This window comes from Ectobacillus sp. JY-23 (assembly GCF_023022965.1).
Taxonomy (GTDB): Bacteria; Bacillota; Bacilli; order Bacillales; family Bacillaceae_G; genus Ectobacillus.
On record NZ_CP095462.1, the window covers coordinates 2,269,174 to 2,287,314 of the forward strand.

20 protein-coding genes are annotated in these 18,141 nt (G+C 43.1%); 1 reads left to right on the forward strand and 19 read right to left on the reverse strand.

The window, feature by feature from the left end; translation table 11 throughout:
• Positions 1–10: 10 nt before the first annotated feature.
• The 17 genes from MUG87_RS11725 to MUG87_RS11805 form a co-directional block, all read right to left on the reverse strand.
• A complete protein-coding gene (locus MUG87_RS11725) occupies positions 11–643 on the reverse strand; it encodes a hypothetical protein (protein WP_247082313.1) in 633 nt (210 codons plus the stop codon).
• Positions 644–664: 21 nt separating this feature from the next.
• Positions 665–1,618: a hypothetical protein gene (locus MUG87_RS11730; protein WP_247082315.1), complete on the reverse strand. Its 954-nt coding sequence runs from the start codon at positions 1,616–1,618 to the stop codon at positions 665–667.
• Positions 1,619–1,647: 29 nt separating this feature from the next.
• Positions 1,648–2,514, reverse strand: coding sequence for a hypothetical protein (locus MUG87_RS11735; RefSeq protein ID WP_247082317.1), 867 nt, complete (start codon positions 2,512–2,514; stop codon positions 1,648–1,650).
• Positions 2,515–2,882: 368 nt separating this feature from the next.
• Positions 2,883–3,443 carry a manganese efflux pump MntP gene (locus tag MUG87_RS11740; protein ID WP_247082319.1) on the reverse strand — a complete coding sequence of 187 codons (561 nt, stop codon included), beginning with the start codon at positions 3,441–3,443 and terminating at the stop codon, positions 2,883–2,885.
• A gap of 55 nt (positions 3,444–3,498) precedes the next feature.
• Complete coding sequence (locus tag MUG87_RS11745) at positions 3,499–4,533, reverse strand: L-threonylcarbamoyladenylate synthase (protein WP_247082321.1); 1,035 nt, start codon at positions 4,531–4,533, stop codon at positions 3,499–3,501.
• Positions 4,534–4,683: 150 nt separating this feature from the next.
• Complete coding sequence (locus MUG87_RS11750; protein WP_247082323.1) at positions 4,684–5,121, reverse strand: mechanosensitive ion channel protein; 438 nt, start codon at positions 5,119–5,121, stop codon at positions 4,684–4,686.
• 51 nt (positions 5,122–5,172) lie between these two features.
• Positions 5,173–5,979: a stage II sporulation protein R gene (gene spoIIR / locus MUG87_RS11755; RefSeq protein WP_247082325.1), complete on the reverse strand. Its 807-nt coding sequence runs from the start codon at positions 5,977–5,979 to the stop codon at positions 5,173–5,175.
• A gap of 216 nt (positions 5,980–6,195) precedes the next feature.
• Complete coding sequence (gene prmC, locus MUG87_RS11760) at positions 6,196–7,047, reverse strand: peptide chain release factor N(5)-glutamine methyltransferase (protein ID WP_247082327.1); 852 nt, start codon at positions 7,045–7,047, stop codon at positions 6,196–6,198.
• Positions 7,047–8,114 (reverse strand): peptide chain release factor 1, encoded by a 1,068-nt coding sequence (gene prfA, locus MUG87_RS11765; protein ID WP_247082329.1) that lies wholly within the window; start codon positions 8,112–8,114, stop codon positions 7,047–7,049. The genes prmC and prfA overlap by 1 nt, the downstream gene beginning before the upstream one ends.
• Positions 8,115–8,215: 101 nt before the next feature.
• Positions 8,216–8,794 carry a thymidine kinase gene (locus MUG87_RS11770; RefSeq protein WP_247082338.1) on the reverse strand — a complete coding sequence of 193 codons (579 nt, stop codon included), beginning with the start codon at positions 8,792–8,794 and terminating at the stop codon, positions 8,216–8,218.
• Between the two features lie 164 nt (positions 8,795–8,958).
• Positions 8,959–9,204, reverse strand: a complete 246-nt coding sequence (locus tag MUG87_RS11775) for a type B 50S ribosomal protein L31 (protein WP_124564120.1) — start codon at positions 9,202–9,204, stop codon at positions 8,959–8,961.
• Between the two features lie 191 nt (positions 9,205–9,395).
• Entirely contained in the window at positions 9,396–10,667 is a 1,272-nt protein-coding gene (gene rho / locus MUG87_RS11780) for a transcription termination factor Rho (RefSeq protein WP_247082340.1), read from the reverse strand.
• Positions 10,668–11,159: 492 nt separating this feature from the next.
• Positions 11,160–12,125, reverse strand: coding sequence for a class II fructose-bisphosphatase (glpX, locus tag MUG87_RS11785; RefSeq protein WP_247082342.1), 966 nt, complete (start codon positions 12,123–12,125; stop codon positions 11,160–11,162).
• Positions 12,126–12,151: 26 nt separating this feature from the next.
• Positions 12,152–13,438 (reverse strand): UDP-N-acetylglucosamine 1-carboxyvinyltransferase, encoded by a 1,287-nt coding sequence (locus tag MUG87_RS11790; protein WP_247082344.1) that lies wholly within the window; start codon positions 13,436–13,438, stop codon positions 12,152–12,154.
• A gap of 18 nt (positions 13,439–13,456) precedes the next feature.
• Positions 13,457–14,098 carry a fructose-6-phosphate aldolase gene (fsa, locus tag MUG87_RS11795; RefSeq protein ID WP_247082346.1) on the reverse strand — a complete coding sequence of 214 codons (642 nt, stop codon included), beginning with the start codon at positions 14,096–14,098 and terminating at the stop codon, positions 13,457–13,459.
• A gap of 173 nt (positions 14,099–14,271) precedes the next feature.
• On the reverse strand, positions 14,272–15,129 hold the full coding sequence (locus MUG87_RS11800) for a class II fructose-bisphosphate aldolase (protein WP_124564125.1): 858 nt from the start codon (positions 15,127–15,129) through the stop codon (positions 14,272–14,274).
• 208 nt (positions 15,130–15,337) lie between these two features.
• The gene (locus MUG87_RS11805; protein WP_247082348.1) at positions 15,338–15,706 is read right to left on the reverse strand and encodes a response regulator; all 369 of its coding nucleotides are present in this window, start codon (positions 15,704–15,706) and stop codon (positions 15,338–15,340) included.
• A gap of 316 nt (positions 15,707–16,022) precedes the next feature.
• Between MUG87_RS11805 and MUG87_RS11810 the strand changes: the two genes are divergently transcribed.
• On the forward strand, positions 16,023–16,535 hold the full coding sequence (locus tag MUG87_RS11810; RefSeq protein ID WP_247082350.1) for a DUF2529 domain-containing protein: 513 nt from the start codon (positions 16,023–16,025) through the stop codon (positions 16,533–16,535).
• A gap of 25 nt (positions 16,536–16,560) precedes the next feature.
• Here the strand turns inward: MUG87_RS11810 and MUG87_RS11815 are convergent, their stop codons facing one another.
• A complete protein-coding gene (locus tag MUG87_RS11815; protein ID WP_247082352.1) occupies positions 16,561–17,301 on the reverse strand; it encodes a serine hydrolase in 741 nt (246 codons plus the stop codon).
• Positions 17,301–18,140, reverse strand: coding sequence for a C40 family peptidase (locus tag MUG87_RS11820; protein ID WP_247082354.1), 840 nt, complete (start codon positions 18,138–18,140; stop codon positions 17,301–17,303). The genes MUG87_RS11815 and MUG87_RS11820 overlap by 1 nt, the downstream gene beginning before the upstream one ends.
• Position 18,141: the final 1 nt, after the last annotated feature.

The window sequence follows — 18,141 nt, forward strand, 5'->3', positions numbered from 1 at the left end:
CCCCTCTTGTTTAGCTGTACTTTTTAATAATGTAGTAGCGATGCAGCTCCATGATAAAGTGAAACGTAACGAACGAAAGCACGGTAAACACACTCATCAAAACAACAGCCACCATTTGTTGTGTAGCATACCCCACGCTTACATTTGCGACAAGATAACCTAATCCAACAGCCGCCGCTAAACTGCCACCAAACTTCCCTGCCATCTCTTGGTTTTTAATGGGCTCTTTTAATTTTTGAATATGACGCTTTGTATATCCATAAAGTGCTAGACCGTATAGACTAAAAGACACAATAAAATAAAGCGGCGTTTGTAAGCCAATCATGCCATATGCCATCTTTTGTGTTAACGTCATTAACCCAAACGAAAATACAACACCAAACACCCCGCGAAACAAGATATATTGCACACTTCGTTTCCGAGGATGAATGGCAATCCAAATTGCCCATATATTCAGAAAGGCAATTGGGGATAACAGCAAAACTGCATATAGTAGCTGAAACGGCGGGGCTAGGGTGAGAACAACTATAAAAACATCCGCCCCTACTATAAGCGCTACTAGATTTTCTCTAACACCACTAACGGGATATAAAAACATATATTGTTGAAGAGCTTTTTTATTATAGGCTATAGCTTTATTCATGCTGTTAGTGCCCCCATAATGTTATTTAAACCAACCAGCAACAGTCGAACATACTTTTTGCGCTCCGGTCTTTACCATATCTTTAATCGTATCATCCTCCCCATCGCCATTTGTGTCCACATCCCATTTAATGCCTTCTGCGATATAGGTAGCACCGACAGAAACTGCAAATCCTGCAGCCGCTATCCCCAGTGCGGGTACAGCCGCCGGCAAAATCGCCACTGTAAGTGCCGCTGCCCCTACCGTTGTAGCCGCTCCTACAGCTACATTTCCCATAATATCTCCCGCAATTTTATCACCTGATGCCCCGCTTTTGATATTATCGGATGTATCGTTATAAGTATCTATTGCAACACTGGCCCACCCCAGTTTATCCTTGAGTGCCATTTTCACGGCACTCCCTGGCTTAATCATTGCTGCAACTTCCCTTGTTTTTGCATCCGCCGTACCATTCGCAAGCTGCTTATTTATTTGGTCCACGTAATAAATTTTATGTTCCCGGCCCTTCATTCTTTTCTGATGGGCTGCAGATTGATGATCTTCTCTAACGAGGATGCGCGGTCTATGTCTATCTAATTGCTTTACAACTTTATAGCCGTCCTTTGTTACCTTATAACCAACATGCGCCACTGCCAATGCACCCGTGACAGTACCAAACGTATTGCCTAGCCCGTCAATCGGTGCCATCCCATTAAATCCTTTCATGCCAAGGAATGATTGATCTGCTTTTATAAAGTTCTCTTTTGTCGTATCCACAAATTTAGACAGTGCTGTTAATTGCTCATTTGCGATACGCAGCTTTTGCTGATATGAACCGTACATACTTAAAATTTCTCCACGGTTTTGAGATTCCCACGGAATGGCATGTAATGATCTTTGGACCTTACTGTCAACCTGCTTCAGGTGATCCATTGCAGCTTTTAATTCATTACTTAATGACATTAAATACTGTTCTGTTACAACAATTCTACTCAATAGCGATACCGCCTTTCCCCATTTTTACACTACAGTGCTTCCGTCACCATGTCATACATATACGTGATAAGCTCTATATCGCCTATGGTGTAAATGTCAGCTTGTTCGACGTTTGGAACGATAATCCAGTTGTTTGTGTGGCCGATAACAAAGCCTACTCCTTTGGTCTCCCAGCCGCTTTTGACTCTTTTGGAAACTGCATAAGAACCGTATCTCTCTGTTTCTACCAAAGACGATGCAAAAGCCTCCGCAAGCTCCGCCGATATGTTTTCTATGTGCAGTCTATCAAGAATTCCTTCTTTCCGAAGCTGCGGTAAGTTCTTCATCAGCTCTTCATAACCACTTACACTTATAGCACCCCTCATATCCAACGCTGATGTATCATTCGCTTGGATATAGTAGTTACCTAAAGAATCCAGATACTCTTCAAAGTCTTTTATGGTATTCAGTGTACATTCACTTTCATTTTGGCCACTCTCTACTTCTACAATCTTTTGCGAGGAAAAATAATAATGACCATCCATCGGTTCTTCACCGTGCAAAACAAGACGAGAAACAACGCTGCTAAGCTTACAGATTTGTAAAAGCGTATATGTAACTGGTTCAACAGCCAGCTTTCCTCTTTTTTCTTCCAAAATCTCATCTTTGATTAACGCAGCTTTTACCTGTAGCCATTCTTTCTCCATCTCCTCGGTACTCTTACCTACAAAGGGATTCGCTAGCGGTAGCTCTTGCATTCCCATTTTTTGAAACAGAAAAAATGCTTCTTTCTGGCTTAGCTGCACCGTAATAGATTGTTCACTGGGTAACAACACAATTTCCCCCTTTATCTCATCCGTTCCTTGTACCTTTCGGATTACGCTATCTACTATTGTCTGAAACCAATTTTGTGACAATATACTCCCCCTACCTTATACCATTTTACTCTTTCTCTACTATTATTTTACTGTAGGTATCGCGCCTTCACAATCCCATAAATTTACATCTGTTTATCTACAAGTAACAATAAAAAAGAGCTGCCTCTTGGGGAAGCAGCCCATCAATTAGGGTACCCGTCATCAGGGCGGAAAAGGAAAGCAGGCGCTCTCATCCAGAGAGCAAAGAGAGGATTTCCCTCTCTATATAACTAACGAAAGAAAATAACACTTGGATCGTTTTTTTATAATTTTAAAGATATTTTTTATCTTGTGATGGTGACGGCTAAGCTCCTGAGAGGATATTCCCACAAATCAAAAAACCCACTCTGGTGTAAGTGGATTTTTCATTATATCGGAAACAGCAGTTTCAAACCAAATCCTATTAAAATACTACCGCCTAGTACTTCGCCGTATGTGCCAAGTACTTTTGTGGCATGTCTCCCCAGCAGCAGGCCTGACCATGTTAGAAATGCGCTGACTAAGCCGAAAATGACAATGGTCGCCCATGTACGCGCTCCATAAATACCAAGGCTTAAGCCAACTGAGAAGCTGTCCAAGCTGACGGAAAAAGCAAATAGATATAAGCCAAGACCGGATGGTGCGACTTTGCTTTCTTCCGAGCCAAATAAATTGGAATAAATAATATGAAAACCCAGCCCGATTAACAGAATACCGCCGGCAATTGTCGCAAGTTCACCAAATCGTGCTGACAGTAGCCGCCCAATTAACATGCCAAGCAGCGGCATCACAACGTGGAATGCACCAATTGTCAGCCCTATGTAAAAGATTTGTTTCAGTCTAAGACGAACCATCCCCATGCCAAGACTGACAGAAAAGGCATCAAGCCCAAGGGCAAATGCCATGATGGTGAGAGTTAAAATCTCTCCGATAATATGTTGAATATTCATGTCTTCCCTCCTTGGACCTGCTAATTAAAGATATGCACGTCCAAGGAGAGTTAGACTATTCTTTTATGACCTGGTGACCAGCAGCCTTAACAAGGCGATTCATCACCGCAATACCAATTCCAATTTTCGGAAATGCTTCACTGTAAATTACATCTACATCTGTACTATCAAAGCCTCGCAGTGCTTCATACAAACCAGCGGCGACTGTGGATAAATCCTCACGCTTACCACATATGATGATTTGATCTGCTTTATAACTACCTTTTTGTTCCGCAGTTGTGAGAACACCGACTTTCAGGCCTTCCTGCCTCGCTTCGTCAATAAGGGCTTGCACAAATGACGTTGATCCATCCGCAATAACGAGCGGGGCCTTTGGCGCATAATGTGTATACTTCATGCCTGGCGATTTGGGCTTCTCCACATTGCTTTCAAGTCCCGGATCAACCATAACTGCACCAATCACTTCTTCTAATTGCTCTTTCGTAACCCCGCCTGGACGTAAAATGACCGGAACATTGCCTGTACAATCAAGCACCGTGGACTCTACCCCGACACCCGTAGCTCCTCCGTCTACAATACCGGCAATTTTACCTTCTAAATCCTCTTTCACATGAGAAGCAAGCGTTGGACTTGGTCGTCCCGAACGATTTGCACTCGGTGCTGCGACTGGCACATCGGCCGCTGCGATAAGAGCTAAAGCAATGTCATGATCTGGCATGCGCACAGCAACAGTATCCAAACCTGCAGTTACCTTTGTGGAAACACCGTCTCGTTTTGGAAAAATTAAGGTGAGCGGACCCGGCCAAAAGTGCTCCATCAATACACGCGCAATGGGAGGAACATCCGAAACCAGCTTTTCCAGCTGCGACTGACTTGCAATGTGGACAATGAGTGGATTATCGCTCGGTCTGCCCTTTGCTTCAAAAATTTTTGTCACTGCCGCATCACTTGTCGCGTCTGCACCAAGGCCATATACTGTTTCTGTTGGGAAAGCAATCGCTTCTCCGTCACGAAGCAACATCGCCGCTTCATGTATTTGTGGATAATTTTTTTCATTTTCAACATCTTTATCCACAGACCAATACTTCATTTTCAACTTCCTTCACACCCTTATTTCGTAAATTTCCCTTGTATTACACAGTTTACTATGAGCATTATATAAAACACAAACAAGGTTTATCCACGGATTGTGGATAAACCTTTGGATTCAGTGGATAACTTTGTGAATAGCTGACAATTCTTACAATCCTGTTTTTCCACATAAAATAAAGGATCCGGGGCGTTCTATGCTCCTTTTAAAGTGCTGAAGTTCACTAACAGCATTTGGAACATCAGACTTTTCCACAGCTTCAAAACCAAAGGCATGAAACAGCGGTACAGATTGCTTTTTATCTGTGACTAAGTATAGCTTTTCCACAGCTTGCTTTTCTAAATAGAAGAAAAAGCTCTGCATCAAATACAACAATTGCGCTTGATCAACCCCACTTTTCAAAACAAGTGAACGAAGCAAACCTTGATTTCCCGCCTTTTCATAACCAATTGTACCTGTGATTGTTCCGTTTTCATCCTCAACAACCATAAACTGCGCGTATATTTCACGTATACTTTTACCGTCAATATCAGCTTGTCCTAAAAATGCAATTAAGTTATCCACATCCCGCTCCGTTGCAAAACGCATCACGGACACCCCCTTTACTTTCACTATATGCAGGGGATGTCCGATTAGAACTTATTTAGAAAATAGAGATGCGACTACTTCTACCAAAAAGAACTTCACTTCTGGCTCTTCTTCTATCTCTACCTCCATCTTAGCTTCAGGTTCTTCTACAGATTCCGTTTCAGCGGCAGCTACCACTTGCTCTAGCAGCTTTTCTTCCTTTGCTAATCGCTTTATGTCCATTTTTTTCGTTTGCACTTTCGCTATTTTTTTCTCAGCTGACTTTTGAACGACTGGCTTTTCCTTCTCAGCTTCTTCTACTTCTTCTATTTCTTCCACAGCTTTTTCTTCTGCTAGAGACTCTTTTTTTACTTCTTGTTTTTTAATAGCGGTACCACTCGCAAAATCTAAGAAGCATAATGGCGGAAAAAGTACGCACCACCAATTCGCACCTTCTCCTGCTCCCAAAGTTACAAGCACCGCTTCGTATTCACCGGCAGGATATAAAAAGTTACCGTATTGCTTTGTTGGAAACTTTACATGCTTACCGAACTCAACTTTATAGCTTTGATTACTTTTTTCTTGTTTCAATACCTTTGCAACTGTCTTCTCAAGCTCTGGGATGCGGCTTTGAATGATGGTACGCGCATCTTCAATAGAGGTTAAATCAGCTACCCATGTGTCAATTTGTGCTTTTACTTCATCGCGTACTTTACGTTTTAATGCCTGATCTTTATCAGAATCACTGTTAGCCAGAATTCGCAGGCGAATTGCCTCATTTGGAATAACCTTAGCTTCTGCTTGCATATATCCGAAATGCGCCATGAACTGGGCACCGATCACCAATAAAATAAGAAATGCGATAACCTGTTTCTTCATCCTCCACACCGTCCCTTCTAATAAAACAGTGTAGGCAGGTTTGCTTGTTTCTAAACTAGTAATCTAAAAAAAGATTTTTTTAGATTAGAGAGAGGAACGGGCTTTGGGTTGTTGCGGGTGGGGCCTTATGTGCGCCTCGTTCTTGGTGAGACCATCATGTAGCGAGGTGGTCTCGAATAAGGAAGGGATAAAGGCGACTTTTGGTGCAAGTCGCTTTTATCCGATTGTTGCAAATACCATGCGGTCTTTGCCGTTGATATCATATACAATTTCTACGCGAGCCTCAGGGAAGGTGTCTGCAAGCATTTTCTTGATGGCTTTTCCTTGTCCTGCCCCATATTCAAAGGCAACAAGTGCTTTTGGTTGCAGTACCTGCGGCAGTTCTATCATAAAGCGGCGATAAAAGTCGAGTCCATCTTCTCCACCGACAAGCGCGCGTACTGGTTCGTAATCTTTTACAACCGGGGAAAGTTCTTCCCATTCGCGCTGCGGTATGTAAGGCGGATTAGAAACTACCACATCAAGCTTCTGACCATTTTGAATGAAAGGCTGCAGTAGATCACCGTGATAGAATGTCACTTCTGCCTCCAGCATTTTGGCATTATTCTTTGCAACTTCAATGGAAGCTGCGGCAATATCCACGGTTGTAACTTGCAGGTTTTTGTTTTCAAGTGCTAATGTAACGGCAATTGCGCCGCTTCCTGTTCCAATATCTGCGACCTTTAAGCGTTCATTTCCAAAGTGAGTTTCAATGCGCTGCAGCACACCTTCAATCAGCTCTTCCGTTTCCGGCCTTGGAATCAGTACTTCCTCGTTAACGTGAAAGGGTCTGCCATAAAACATTTCATGCCCAATCATATATTGAACGGGACTTCCCTCACCATGACGAATCACCATATCTTTAAAAGCATTGATTTGTGCATCGTCCAGTATATCGCGCATTTGCATTAATAACTCTGTTCGATTTACCCCTAATACATGAAGCAAAAGTACTTCAGCAGCATGTTCTTCACGTCCTTTTTCCCGCAAAAAAGAAGAAGCCCATTTTAGGGCTTCGTACACGCGCATTATTCCGCTGCCTCCATGCGCTTCGCTTGATCGTCCATGATCAAAGCATTGATAAACTCATCAAGCTTCCCTTGAAGAATTTGATCAAGCTTTTGGATTGTCAAACCGATGCGATGGTCAGTAACACGGTTTTGCGGGAAGTTGTAAGTACGGATACGCTCGGAACGGTCGCCCGTACCCACCGCTTGTTTACGGTTTTGATCGTATTCCGCCTGCGCTTCCTGCTGAAACTTATCATACACGCGGGCACGCAATACCTTCATAGCTTTTTCTTTGTTTTTAATCTGAGACTTCTCATCCTGACACGATACAACAACGCCTGTCGGCAAGTGCGTTAAACGAACGGCTGACATTGTTGTATTAACGCTTTGTCCGCCCGGTCCACTGGATGCGAATGTATCAACGCGAATGTCTTTTTCATGAATTTCTACTTCTACTTCTTCCGCCTCTGGCAACACGGCCACAGTGGCGGTAGATGTATGAATGCGGCCGCCTGATTCTGTTTCAGGTACACGCTGTACACGGTGCGCGCCATTTTCAAATTTCATTTTAGAGTAAGCGCCGTTCCCATTGATCATAAAGATAATTTCTTTAAACCCGCCAAGTCCTGTTGGGCTCGCTTCAATAACCTCAGGCTTCCATCCTTGCATCTCTGCATAACGGCTGTACATACGGTACAAATCACCTGCGAACAGAGCTGCCTCGTCTCCGCCTGCAGCACCGCGAATCTCAATAATAACGTTCTTATCATCGTTTGGATCTTTTGGAATTAACAATACTTTCAGGCGATCAGAAAGCTCTTGCTCCTGTGTTTCCAGTTCGGATATTTCTTCTTTTACCATTTCACGCATATCCGCATCCAATTTGTCTTCAAGCATGGTCTTTGCATCTTTCAATTGCTCACGAACACTTTTGTATTCGCGGTATGCCGCTACCGTTTCTTGAATATCAGATTGCTCTTTCGAATACTCACGAAGCTTTTTTGGATCATTAACAACAGCTGGATCACTCAAAAGTTCGTTCAGTTTTTCGTAACGGTTTTCTACAGCTTGTAAACGATCTAACACGTCACTCACCTCAACATTTTCATTCTATAATTAGTATATCTGTTTTTTTGTAGTTTTACAAAGTAGCGCCCTTTGAAAAAAACCCGCTGGTTAGCGAGTTTTTATTCTTCCGGTACCTCGTGGCAATGACGACAGCGCGGTTCGTAGGATTCTGATGCCCCGACCAAGATGACAGGCTCATGAAAGCCTGCTGGTTTGCCATCAATTAAACGCTGCGTACGGCTTGCAGGTGCGCCGCATGATGAGCATACAGCTTGTAGCTTGGTTACATGCTCCGCAATTGCCATAAGCGCCGGAACTTGCCCGAACGGAACACCGCGGAAGTCCTGGTCAAGTCCTGCCACAATGACACGGTAGCCACGGTTTGCTAATGTTTGAACAACCTCTACAATGTCATCATCAAAAAACTGCACCTCGTCAATTGCAATTACATCCATTTCCTCTGTTACATGATGCAAAATCTGCAGTGATGATGAAACAGGAATTGCGGTTACCTTAGCGCCATTGTGCGAGACAACATCTTCTTCGCTATATCTTGTATCAATGCCGGGTTTGAACACAACTGCTTTTTGCTTTGCAAATTGTGTGCGGCGCACACGGCGAATCAGTTCTTCTGATTTACCGGAAAACATGCTGCCACAAATGACTTCAATCCAGCCGTTTCGATTCATTAAGTACATAATAAGCCTCCTCATTGCAAGAAGCGTAATCTCAAAAACGGAGCACGGGAATCCCCGTGCTTCCGTGGTAAGCGAAGCGCTTTCGCTCGCTTTTTATGCCTAAAAAAAGCAGGCAAGCGGTGCTTGCCTGCTTTATTTCCATATCATTCGTAGGAACGCAGCTATTACTTAAGGCCGTATTTTTTGTTGAAGCGATCAACACGTCCGTCTGCAGTAGCGAATTTCTGACGTCCTGTGTAGAATGGGTGAGAGTCAGAACTGATCTCCACTTTAATTAGTGGGTAAGTGTTACCGTCTTCCCATTCGATTGTTTCAGCAGAATACTTTGTAGAACCAGTTAAAAACTTGAATCCAGTGTTTGTATCCATGAAAACAACCTTCTTATAATCTGGATGAATTCCTTGTTTCATTCTTTTCATCTCCTTCCGCCCTGAATCATTTTAGAAACAGAGTTTTTCATCAAATGCTATACCAGCATAGTCTATCGATGAAACACACATGATGAAATTATAACAAGGTAAAATTGATTTTGCAACTACCTGTTTTTAGTATTTTTAGGAACACATGATGAACCAAGTACAGGCACATTGTGTGTTCTATGCTATTTCATTGTGACCGGGCTTTTTTGTTCTTTTGATACAATTTGGAAGAATTCTTCATTTGATTTTGTTTTACGCAATGTGCGTAATAGACGATCTGTAAAATCTGGTGCGTCCGTCATCGCCTTGCGAATTCCCCATAGTTTATCAAGATGCTCTTTTGGTATGAGTAAATCTTCTTTACGCGTACCGGAGCGGCGAATATCGATTGCCGGGAAGATACGACGCTCTGCAAGTGCGCGATCTAAATGCAATTCCATGTTACCCGTTCCTTTAAATTCCTCATAAATGACGTCATCCATACGAGAGCCGGTATCGACAAGTGCCGTAGCGAGAATGGTTAAGCTGCCACCTTCCTCAATATTACGCGCTGCACCAAAGAAGCGTTTTGGACGATGAAAGGCTGCTGGATCAATACCACCGGATAGTGTGCGCCCACTTGGGGGAATTACCAGGTTATATGCACGAGCTAAACGAGTAATACTATCCATTAAGATTACAACATCCTTTTTATGTTCAACAAGACGCATCGCACGCTCAAGCACAAGCTCTGCCACTTTAATATGGTTTTCTGGTACTTCGTCAAATGTTGAACTTACTACATCACCGGCTACAGAGCGTTCAATATCTGTAACTTCTTCCGGCCGCTCATCAATTAGCAATACAATAAGCTCTGCTTCTGGATGGTTTGTTGTAATGCTGTTCGCAATTTCCTTTAGAAGCATTGTTTTACCAGCCTTTGGAGGTGCGACAATTAAACCACGCTGACCAAACCCCACTGGTGCTATAAGATCCATAATACGCGTTGATAATCCTTTCGCTTCTGTTTCCAGCTTCATCTGACGGTCAGGATATAGCGGTGTAAGCGCTGGAAAGTGAACGCGCTCCTTCGCTGATTCAGGATTATCGCCATTTACTGCTTCTACCTGCAGTAAACCAAAGTAACGCTCATTTTCTTTTGGCGGACGAACCTTCCCTGATACTTTATCACCGTTACGTAAGTCGAATCTGCGGATTTGCGATGCGGAAATATAAATATCTTCAGAGCTTGGGGAGTAATTGATTGGACGTAAGAAGCCAAATCCCTCGGATTGAATAATTTCTAAAACGCCTTCCATAAAGAAAAAGCCTTCTTTTTCTGCTTGCGCTTTCAAAATAGCAAAAATCAGCTCTTTTTTTGTTAGTTTACTGTAGTAGGAAATTTTAAAACTCTTCGCATGTTCATAAAGCTCTTTTAACTTCATGCCTTCTAATGCTGAAATTGTTAAATTCATTGGGACACCACACTTTAATTTATTCTATTTATTTTTCATAAATTCAACGGCATCCACCAGATACCTTTGGCTCAGTAAATTTTAATTATATATTGGCTACGGCAGTCTGTCAGAAGACAAATTGAACTTATCTAGAAAGGAAAAAACGGAAGGTATTATGAAAGATGTAAATACATGCAGATTAATATTCCCTATTGTAACCTCTTTTTCTAGGTTTAATCAATGCTTGTTTGAAAGATACAGCATAAGAATGGTAAAAATAAACCTTTCCTTTTCAGTATGGAAAGGGTGCCCCTTAGGACACCCTCCTTTTATTTAAGGCTGTTTTCGCAAACTTTTTTGCGATGTAACAAGTAGTGGGGCATGCTTGATTTCCGCGGGGCGTGCGGTGAGCCTCCTCGGCTTACAGCCTGTGGAGTCTCGCACCTTCCGGTCCAACCAACCTGAAATAAAGAATTCTATCTAAAAACAACAATCTTTTAGAAAAGAGCCTTATTTAATGACCAGGTTTGGTTTTTTCTGGAGACTATGGCGTCCATCAATAAAGCGAACTGTACCGGACTTCGCACGCATAACAACAGAATGTGTGGTACCAACCGTTCCTTTGAATTGTACGCCGCGCAGCAATTCGCCGTCTGTTACGCCCGTCGCTGCGAAGATTGCATCATCACCTCGTACAAGGTCTTCCATACGTAAAACCCGATTCACATCAATGATGCCCATCTTTGTACAACGAATCAGTTCTTCTTCACTTTGCGGCAGAAGCTTGCCTTGCAGCTCGCCGCCGAGGCACTTTAGTGCAACTGCCGCAAGCACACCCTCAGGCGCACCACCTGATCCGAATAAAATATCCACACCTGTATGATCAAAAGCTGTGTTAATTGCACCAGCCACGTCACCGTCATTAATTAGCTTAATGCGGGCACCAGCTCTTCTAATCTCTTCAATGATATGTTCATGTCGCGGACGATTTAAAATAGTCGCTACAACATCTTCAATATCTTTGCCCTTTGCCTTTGCAACTGCACGGAGGTTATCAATAATTGGTGCATTGATATCAATAGCACCAACTGCTTCCGGTCCAACTGCAATCTTATCCATATACATATCCGGCGCATGAAGCAAGTTGCCGTGGTCTGCAACTGCCAAGACAGCTAGCGCATTCCAACCGCCGGAGGATACGATGTTTGTCCCTTCTAGTGGATCGACTGCCACGTCTACGCGTGGGCCATAGCCTGTGCCGAGCTTTTCCCCAATATACAGCATCGGCGCTTCATCCATTTCGCCTTCTCCGATAACAACAGTCCCCTTCATTGGAATCGTATCAAATACATCGCGCATAGCGGATGTTGCCGCATCATCTGCTTCATCCTTCTTACCACGTCCCATCCAACGCGCTGCTGATAGTGCTGCCGCCTCTGTAACACGAACCAATTCCATCGATAAACTTCTTTCCATTTCTCCCCATCTCCCTTTTACGCAATTTACGAGTTTTGCACCTGCTCAATTTCTTGTTCTGTCAGCTTTTCTCGCCAAATACGCGCGCCGAGACCGCGCAATTTATTTTCTAAATCCTCATACCCTCGATCAATGTGTTCAAGTCCTGTTACTTCTGTTATACCACGTGCCATTAACCCGGCAATTACCAAAGCTGCACCAGCTCGCAAATCACTTGCCTTTACTTTGGCACCTTGTAAGGCAACCGGGCCATTGACGATAGCAGTTCGGCCTTCTACCTTAATATTGGCATTCATACGACGCAATTCATCAATATGCTTAAAACGCGCGCCGTAAATGGTATCAGTTACAACACCTGTCCCTTTTGCCTTAGTCAGCAAGGATGTGAACGGTTGTTGAAGATCTGTTGCAAATCCTGGATAAACAAGTGTTTTAATATCTACTGTCTTCAGGTCATTGCCGCCTGTCACAATCATTTGATCATCAAGAGTCTCGATTTGTACACCCATTTCCCGAAGCTTAGCCGTTACGGACTCAAGGTGTTGCGGGATGACATTATCAATTATAATGCGTTCACCTGCAGCTGCTGCTAAAATCATGAATGTACCTGCTTCAATGCGATCTGGGATAATAGAATGATAACAGCCTTTTAAAGAATCTACGCCGTCGATGCGAATCACATCTGTACCGGCTCCTTTAATACGCGCGCCCATACTTGTAAGCAAAGTGGCAACATCAATAATTTCCGGTTCTTTTGCTGCATTTTCGATAATAGTTCTGCCTTTGGCACGAACTGCCGCAAGCATGATGTTAATGGTTGCTCCTACGCTCACCACATCAAGATAGATACGTGCACCGCGCAGCTCATCAGCACGTAAATAAATAGCGCCTTGCTCGTTTGTCACTTGCGCCCCTAATGCTTCAAAGCCTTTAATATGCTGATCAATAGGACGTGGTCCAAGGTGACAACCACCCGGCAAACCAATAACAGCCTTTTTGAAACGCCCAAGCATAGCTCCCATTAAATAATAAGAAGCGCGTAGTTTCTTTACCTTACCGTTTGGAAGTGGCATACCGATCATTTTAGAAGGATCTACGGTCATATCTTGTCCATCAAACGTAACAACTCCGCCAATCTCTTCTAATAAATCTCCAAGTACACCTACATCTGAAATATTGGGAATGCCCCCAATTGTCACTGGTGTTTCCGCAAGAATTGTAGCCGGTATAAGTGCTACTGCACTGTTTTTTGCGCCGCTGATACGCACTGTCCCACGTAGGGGCATACCGCCTTCAATAAGTAATTTTTCCATCTTGCACCCCTTTTCAGCTTATCGGTTGTTCCAATCATTTAGAAATTGTTCAATTCCCTTATCCGTTAACGGATGCTTCATCAGTTGTCCAAATACTTTATAAGGGATGGTAGCAATATGTGCACCGCGCAGCGCAGCCTCTGTTACATGTACAGGATGACGCACGGACGCCGCAATAATTTCTGTTCTGATATTGTGCTGTAAGAAAATAGCCGAAATTGTGTCAATCAGCTCTAAGCCATCTTGACCGATATCATCCAATCGACCTAAGAAAGGAGATACATAGGTTGCGCCGGCACGAGCTGCCAGCAAAGCTTGGTTTGCGTTAAAGATGAGTGTAACGTTTGTTTTAATTCCTAGCTCACTGAACGCCTTTACTGCCTTTAAACCGTCAGCTGTCATTGGTACCTTTACTGTAATATTTGGTGCAATAGCAGCTAATTCTTTTCCCTCTTCAATCATTTCCGCTGCTGTTAACGCAATTACCTCTGCGCTGACAGAGCCCTCTACCTCAGCAGTGATTTCACGCAAACGCTCGTGGAAGGATACCCCTTTTTCCTTGGCTACCAAACTTGGATTTGTCGTTACACCTGCTAGAATCCCCATGCTGTTGATTTCTTTGATTTCTTCTAGATTCGCTGTATCAATAAAAAACTTCATATTGTGAATCCTCCTTATCCCCATAATTTCCTATACTTCTACAGTATAGACAATTTTCTTGCGTTTTTTGTCTGTTCTTGTAAATTGTTGCCGCTTTCATTATACAACGAAAGGAAACCGTCTAAAAGACTAGACGGTTTCCAAGCTGTATAAAATTTATGGAAAAGCAATGCTTACGCTTTGCCGTTGGAGCCAAACTCGCGGATTTTACCTACAACTGTAGCCTTAATCGCTTCACGGCCAGGAACGATGTATTTACGTGGATCGTAAACTTCACCGTCTGCACCCAATACTTCGCGTACTGCTTTTGTAAATGCAATTTGGTTTTCTGTGTTTACGTTGATTTTAGATGTACCTAAAGAGATAGAACGATCAATATCGCTCTTTGGAATTCCAGTACCGCCGTGCAATACCAATGGTACACCAGTTAAGTCGCGAACTTGTTCCATTTCTTTAAAGCCAAGGTTTGGCTCGCCTTTGTAAGGACCATGAACAGAACCTAATGCTGGAGCTAAGCAGTCAACGCCTGTACGTTTTACAAGCTCAGCGCACTCATTTGGATCTGCGTAAATTACGCCTTCAGCAACTACATCGTCTTCTTGACCACCGACAGTACCTAGCTCAGCTTCAACAGATACGTTGCGCGCATGTGCGTATTCTACTACTTTCTTTGTAGTCTCTACGTTCTCATCGAATGGATGGTGAGAAGCATCGATCATAACAGATGTAAAACCTGCATCAATCGCTTCTTTACATTTATCGAAGCTAGAACCATGGTCCAAGTGAATTGCTACAGGAACCGTGATTTTCATATCTTCCATTAAACCTTTAACCATCATAACAGTTGTCTTGAAGCCGCCCATGTGACGAGCTGCACCTTCAGACACACCAAGGATGACAGGAGATTGCTCTTGCTCAGCAGCAGCTAAGATCGCTTGCGTCCACTCCAAGTTGTTGATGTTGAATTGACCGACAGCGTACTTACCTTCCAATGCTTTATTAAGCATTTCTTTCATGGAAACTAAAGGCATGTTGAATCCTCCTAGAAAAACAAATTTTACATCCGATACATTCCTGTATAGTTTTAGCAACCGCAAAAAAAATATGTATTGAATGATACCGGACTTTTTTCTACATTACATAGGATACCAACTTGACCAAGAAAACTCAACTGAATTCACCCGGAAAGCCCAGTATGAAAGCGTTTTTTCGTAATTATTTTCTAAATTTGACACATCATTATGCATTTACAGTAAGTTCTTGTCTTACTGCCTCACGCATCTCATCAATATCAAATGGCTTTGCAAAATGCATAATCGCACCGTGATCCTTTGCCTCTTGAATCATATCAAGCTCACCATATGCTGTCATCAAAATAACTTTAATATCTTGATCAATTGCCTTTACTCGCTTTAAAATCTCGATTCCATCCATACCTGGAATTTTCATATCTAATATCACAAGATCAGGCTTGTCCTTCATTACAATATCAATAGCCTGAAAACCATTGGCTGCCTGTGAAGTCTGGTAACCTTCCTTTTGAAACACTTCATTTAATAAAATACGAATACCGTATTGATCATCCACAATTAAAATTTTCCCTTTCATTTTCCCCACAGCCTTTCAGTTGATAAAATATAATGTATCCTAATTCTTCAGTTTCAAACTATTTCTCTTTTTGGTATTGAATTTCCTTCTTATCTTAATTGTATACCTTATTATTTCAGATTTTAAGTGAAATTTTTTATAATAGGTATACAAGTAGAAAAACAAATGATTTCAGCTGAGAGAGAAGAATGGGTATTGTATAGCTGCGGTCAGTGCTTACATGGTTTTAGGGCATATGCATGTCATATGTATCGCATACTGATGTAGTAAAACGAACAGCATGACCTCATAGATATTGGTAAAAGGAGAACGAAGGATGTTAAAGATATTTTCAACGCAAATTAGCGGCTATTTTAAGCGTATTGCGGAACAGGAAGAGATGAACATAGAGGATGGCGCTCGCATTTTAGCGCAGGCCTTAGTGGGGGACGGACACATTCACATATACGGCTCGCACGAAATGCAGGCTGTAGTAGCAGAAGCTCTGTACGGTGCCGAACCACTGCAAGGTGCCCAAGAACTATGCGTAGATGAAGTAACGTATGCAGACCGCATTATGATTGTAAGCCGCTTTTCTACAGACAAAGAAGCGATTTCTCTGGCAAAGCGATTACAAGAGGAGGGTCATGCGATTGTGGGCATTTCTGCCGTACAAGAAGGAACGGAGTCTCTTGAGCAATATGTGGATGCTCATATTGATACAAAACTTTTGAAAGCGTTGATTCCCGATGATGAGGGTGTGCGTTATGGCTTTCCAAGTAGCATTATTGCTTTGTTTGCCTACTATGGTCTTGCGTTTACAGTAAAAGAAATTTTATCTGAGTATTAATAAAAGCATGGCAGCTGCCATGCTTTTATTGTGCTTGCATCCATTCTGCTAATGCAGAACCAATTCGAGCTTGTATATAGCCAGCATGCGCTACATCCTGCAAGTCAGACATGAGCACCGCTACATACAATGTACATGCGCCGCGGCGGAAGCGAGCCGCGTCATGTAACACGCCGCGCACGCTTCCTGTCTTGTTGGCAATCTCGACATCGCTATACTCTAAAAGTCCCGGTAACTGACTGCGAAATTGCTGCTGCAGAAGCGGGGCGTAGAACGCATCACGCTGCGGCGAATGATCGGCAACTCGCAACAGTCTCACCATATCTGCTGCACACGTTACATTGTCACCGCCTGCTTCTTCTGGGCTTTGCATCATATAGCGTTGCAGTGCGGTCTGCGTAAGCCCTGCTTCCGCTATAGAACTTTGAATAGCTGATTTACCAATTCGCTCAATGAGCCAGTTGGTGGCTGTATTGTCAGATACGTTAATCATCAGGGTTAATAAGTCTCGTACGGTAAGCGTCGCACCGGAAGATAAACTGTCAATAATACCGCTACCACCTACTTTAGCTAATGTATGGGGAAGAACTTGCTCATTCTGATTAAGCGGAAGCCCCGCCCATAAGATAGGCATTTTAATTAGACTTGCCGGCACATGTAATGCTTCCGCATGATAAGCATATGTATAGGCCCCTTCTATACACAAGCTTACGCGTCCATCCACTTTTTCCAATAACAACGTTACTGTTTCATGTAAGTTATTCATTATATCACCCTGCGAATTGCGCATAATTCCTCTGCATAAATACCTTCAATCGGAATGACCTCAATACACTTACCTGTTTTAGGAGCATGCAGCATCTGCCCTTCTCCAGCGTATACAGCTACATGATGAATAGCACCCTTGCCATTCTCATAGGCAAAGAACAATAAATCACCCGGTTGCATATCTGCGCGTTCAACTGCCTCTCCCGCTTTTGCTTGATCATGCGCATCACGCGGAATGTCTACGCCGACAGAACGAGCTAGTGTATACGTGAATCCGGAGCAATCATATCCAAAAGCACTCGTGCCGCCCCACAGATACGGCAAGCCAATAAACTGTTTTCCATTAGTAAGTAAATCGGCTCCTGCCGCTCCATTTTCTCGTTTTGTTTTTCGCAAGCCGTCAGGTGTCATTAAAAACACCCAATCTCCTTCTTCTTTCACGAGCGGAAGCACTGTTTGATACACAATTCGTTGTTTCTCTCGTTCTTCCTCATCAAATAACTCCGCCTCTGGTACAGTAATAACAAAACGCTCTCCCTGCAGATTTCCTTCACGAAGCTGCCCTTTATACATCCAGCCTGGGTAACCTTTTTTATCCTTAGAAGAGGACTGAGATAACACACGTACCTCTGCCCAATCTCCCTCTTCTTTCACGATTTCTACTTCATCGCCAAGAAGCACCTGCGTTTGCAGTACATTTTCCTTCCATAACTGCATGCGCCCCTCCAAGGTTAAACTTTCTGTCCATTCCTTCATCAATCCTTGCTCTGACAAAGCAAGCTCATAACCTTCTACAGGCTTCGTCCATACATTCGCTACTGGTACCCTTACTAGCATT

Excerpts from the sequence above, each read along its gene's own strand:
- glpX (WP_247082342.1), bottom strand. The coding sequence starts at position 12,125 with ATGGAAAGAAGTTTATCGATGGAATTGGTTCGTGTTACAGAGGCGGCA.
- prmC (WP_247082327.1), bottom strand. The coding sequence starts at position 7,047 with ATGCGCGTGTACGAAGCCCTAAAATGGGCTTCTTCTTTTTTGCGGGAA.
- MUG87_RS11790 (WP_247082344.1), bottom strand. The coding sequence starts at position 13,438 with ATGGAAAAATTACTTATTGAAGGCGGTATGCCCCTACGTGGGACAGTG.
- MUG87_RS11740 (WP_247082319.1), bottom strand. The coding sequence starts at position 3,443 with ATGAATATTCAACATATTATCGGAGAGATTTTAACTCTCACCATCATG.
- MUG87_RS11750 (WP_247082323.1), bottom strand. The coding sequence starts at position 5,121 with ATGCGTTTTGCAACGGAGCGGGATGTGGATAACTTAATTGCATTTTTA.
- MUG87_RS11810 (WP_247082350.1), top strand. The coding sequence starts at position 16,023 with ATGTTAAAGATATTTTCAACGCAAATTAGCGGCTATTTTAAGCGTATT.
- MUG87_RS11815 (WP_247082352.1), bottom strand. The coding sequence starts at position 17,301 with ATGAATAACTTACATGAAACAGTAACGTTGTTATTGGAAAAAGTGGAT.
- MUG87_RS11800 (WP_124564125.1), bottom strand. The coding sequence starts at position 15,129 with ATGCCTTTAGTTTCCATGAAAGAAATGCTTAATAAAGCATTGGAAGGT.
- MUG87_RS11775 (WP_124564120.1), bottom strand. The coding sequence starts at position 9,204 with ATGAAACAAGGAATTCATCCAGATTATAAGAAGGTTGTTTTCATGGAT.
- spoIIR (WP_247082325.1), bottom strand. The coding sequence starts at position 5,979 with ATGAAGAAACAGGTTATCGCATTTCTTATTTTATTGGTGATCGGTGCC.
- rho (WP_247082340.1), bottom strand. The coding sequence starts at position 10,667 with ATGAATTTAACAATTTCAGCATTAGAAGGCATGAAGTTAAAAGAGCTT.
- MUG87_RS11770 (WP_247082338.1), bottom strand. The coding sequence starts at position 8,794 with ATGTACTTAATGAATCGAAACGGCTGGATTGAAGTCATTTGTGGCAGC.
- MUG87_RS11805 (WP_247082348.1), bottom strand. The coding sequence starts at position 15,706 with ATGAAAGGGAAAATTTTAATTGTGGATGATCAATACGGTATTCGTATT.
- MUG87_RS11820 (WP_247082354.1), bottom strand. The coding sequence starts at position 18,140 with ATGCTAGTAAGGGTACCAGTAGCGAATGTATGGACGAAGCCTGTAGAA.
- MUG87_RS11745 (WP_247082321.1), bottom strand. The coding sequence starts at position 4,533 with ATGAAGTATTGGTCTGTGGATAAAGATGTTGAAAATGAAAAAAATTAT.
- fsa (WP_247082346.1), bottom strand. The coding sequence starts at position 14,098 with ATGAAGTTTTTTATTGATACAGCGAATCTAGAAGAAATCAAAGAAATC.
- MUG87_RS11725 (WP_247082313.1), bottom strand. The coding sequence starts at position 643 with ATGAATAAAGCTATAGCCTATAATAAAAAAGCTCTTCAACAATATATG.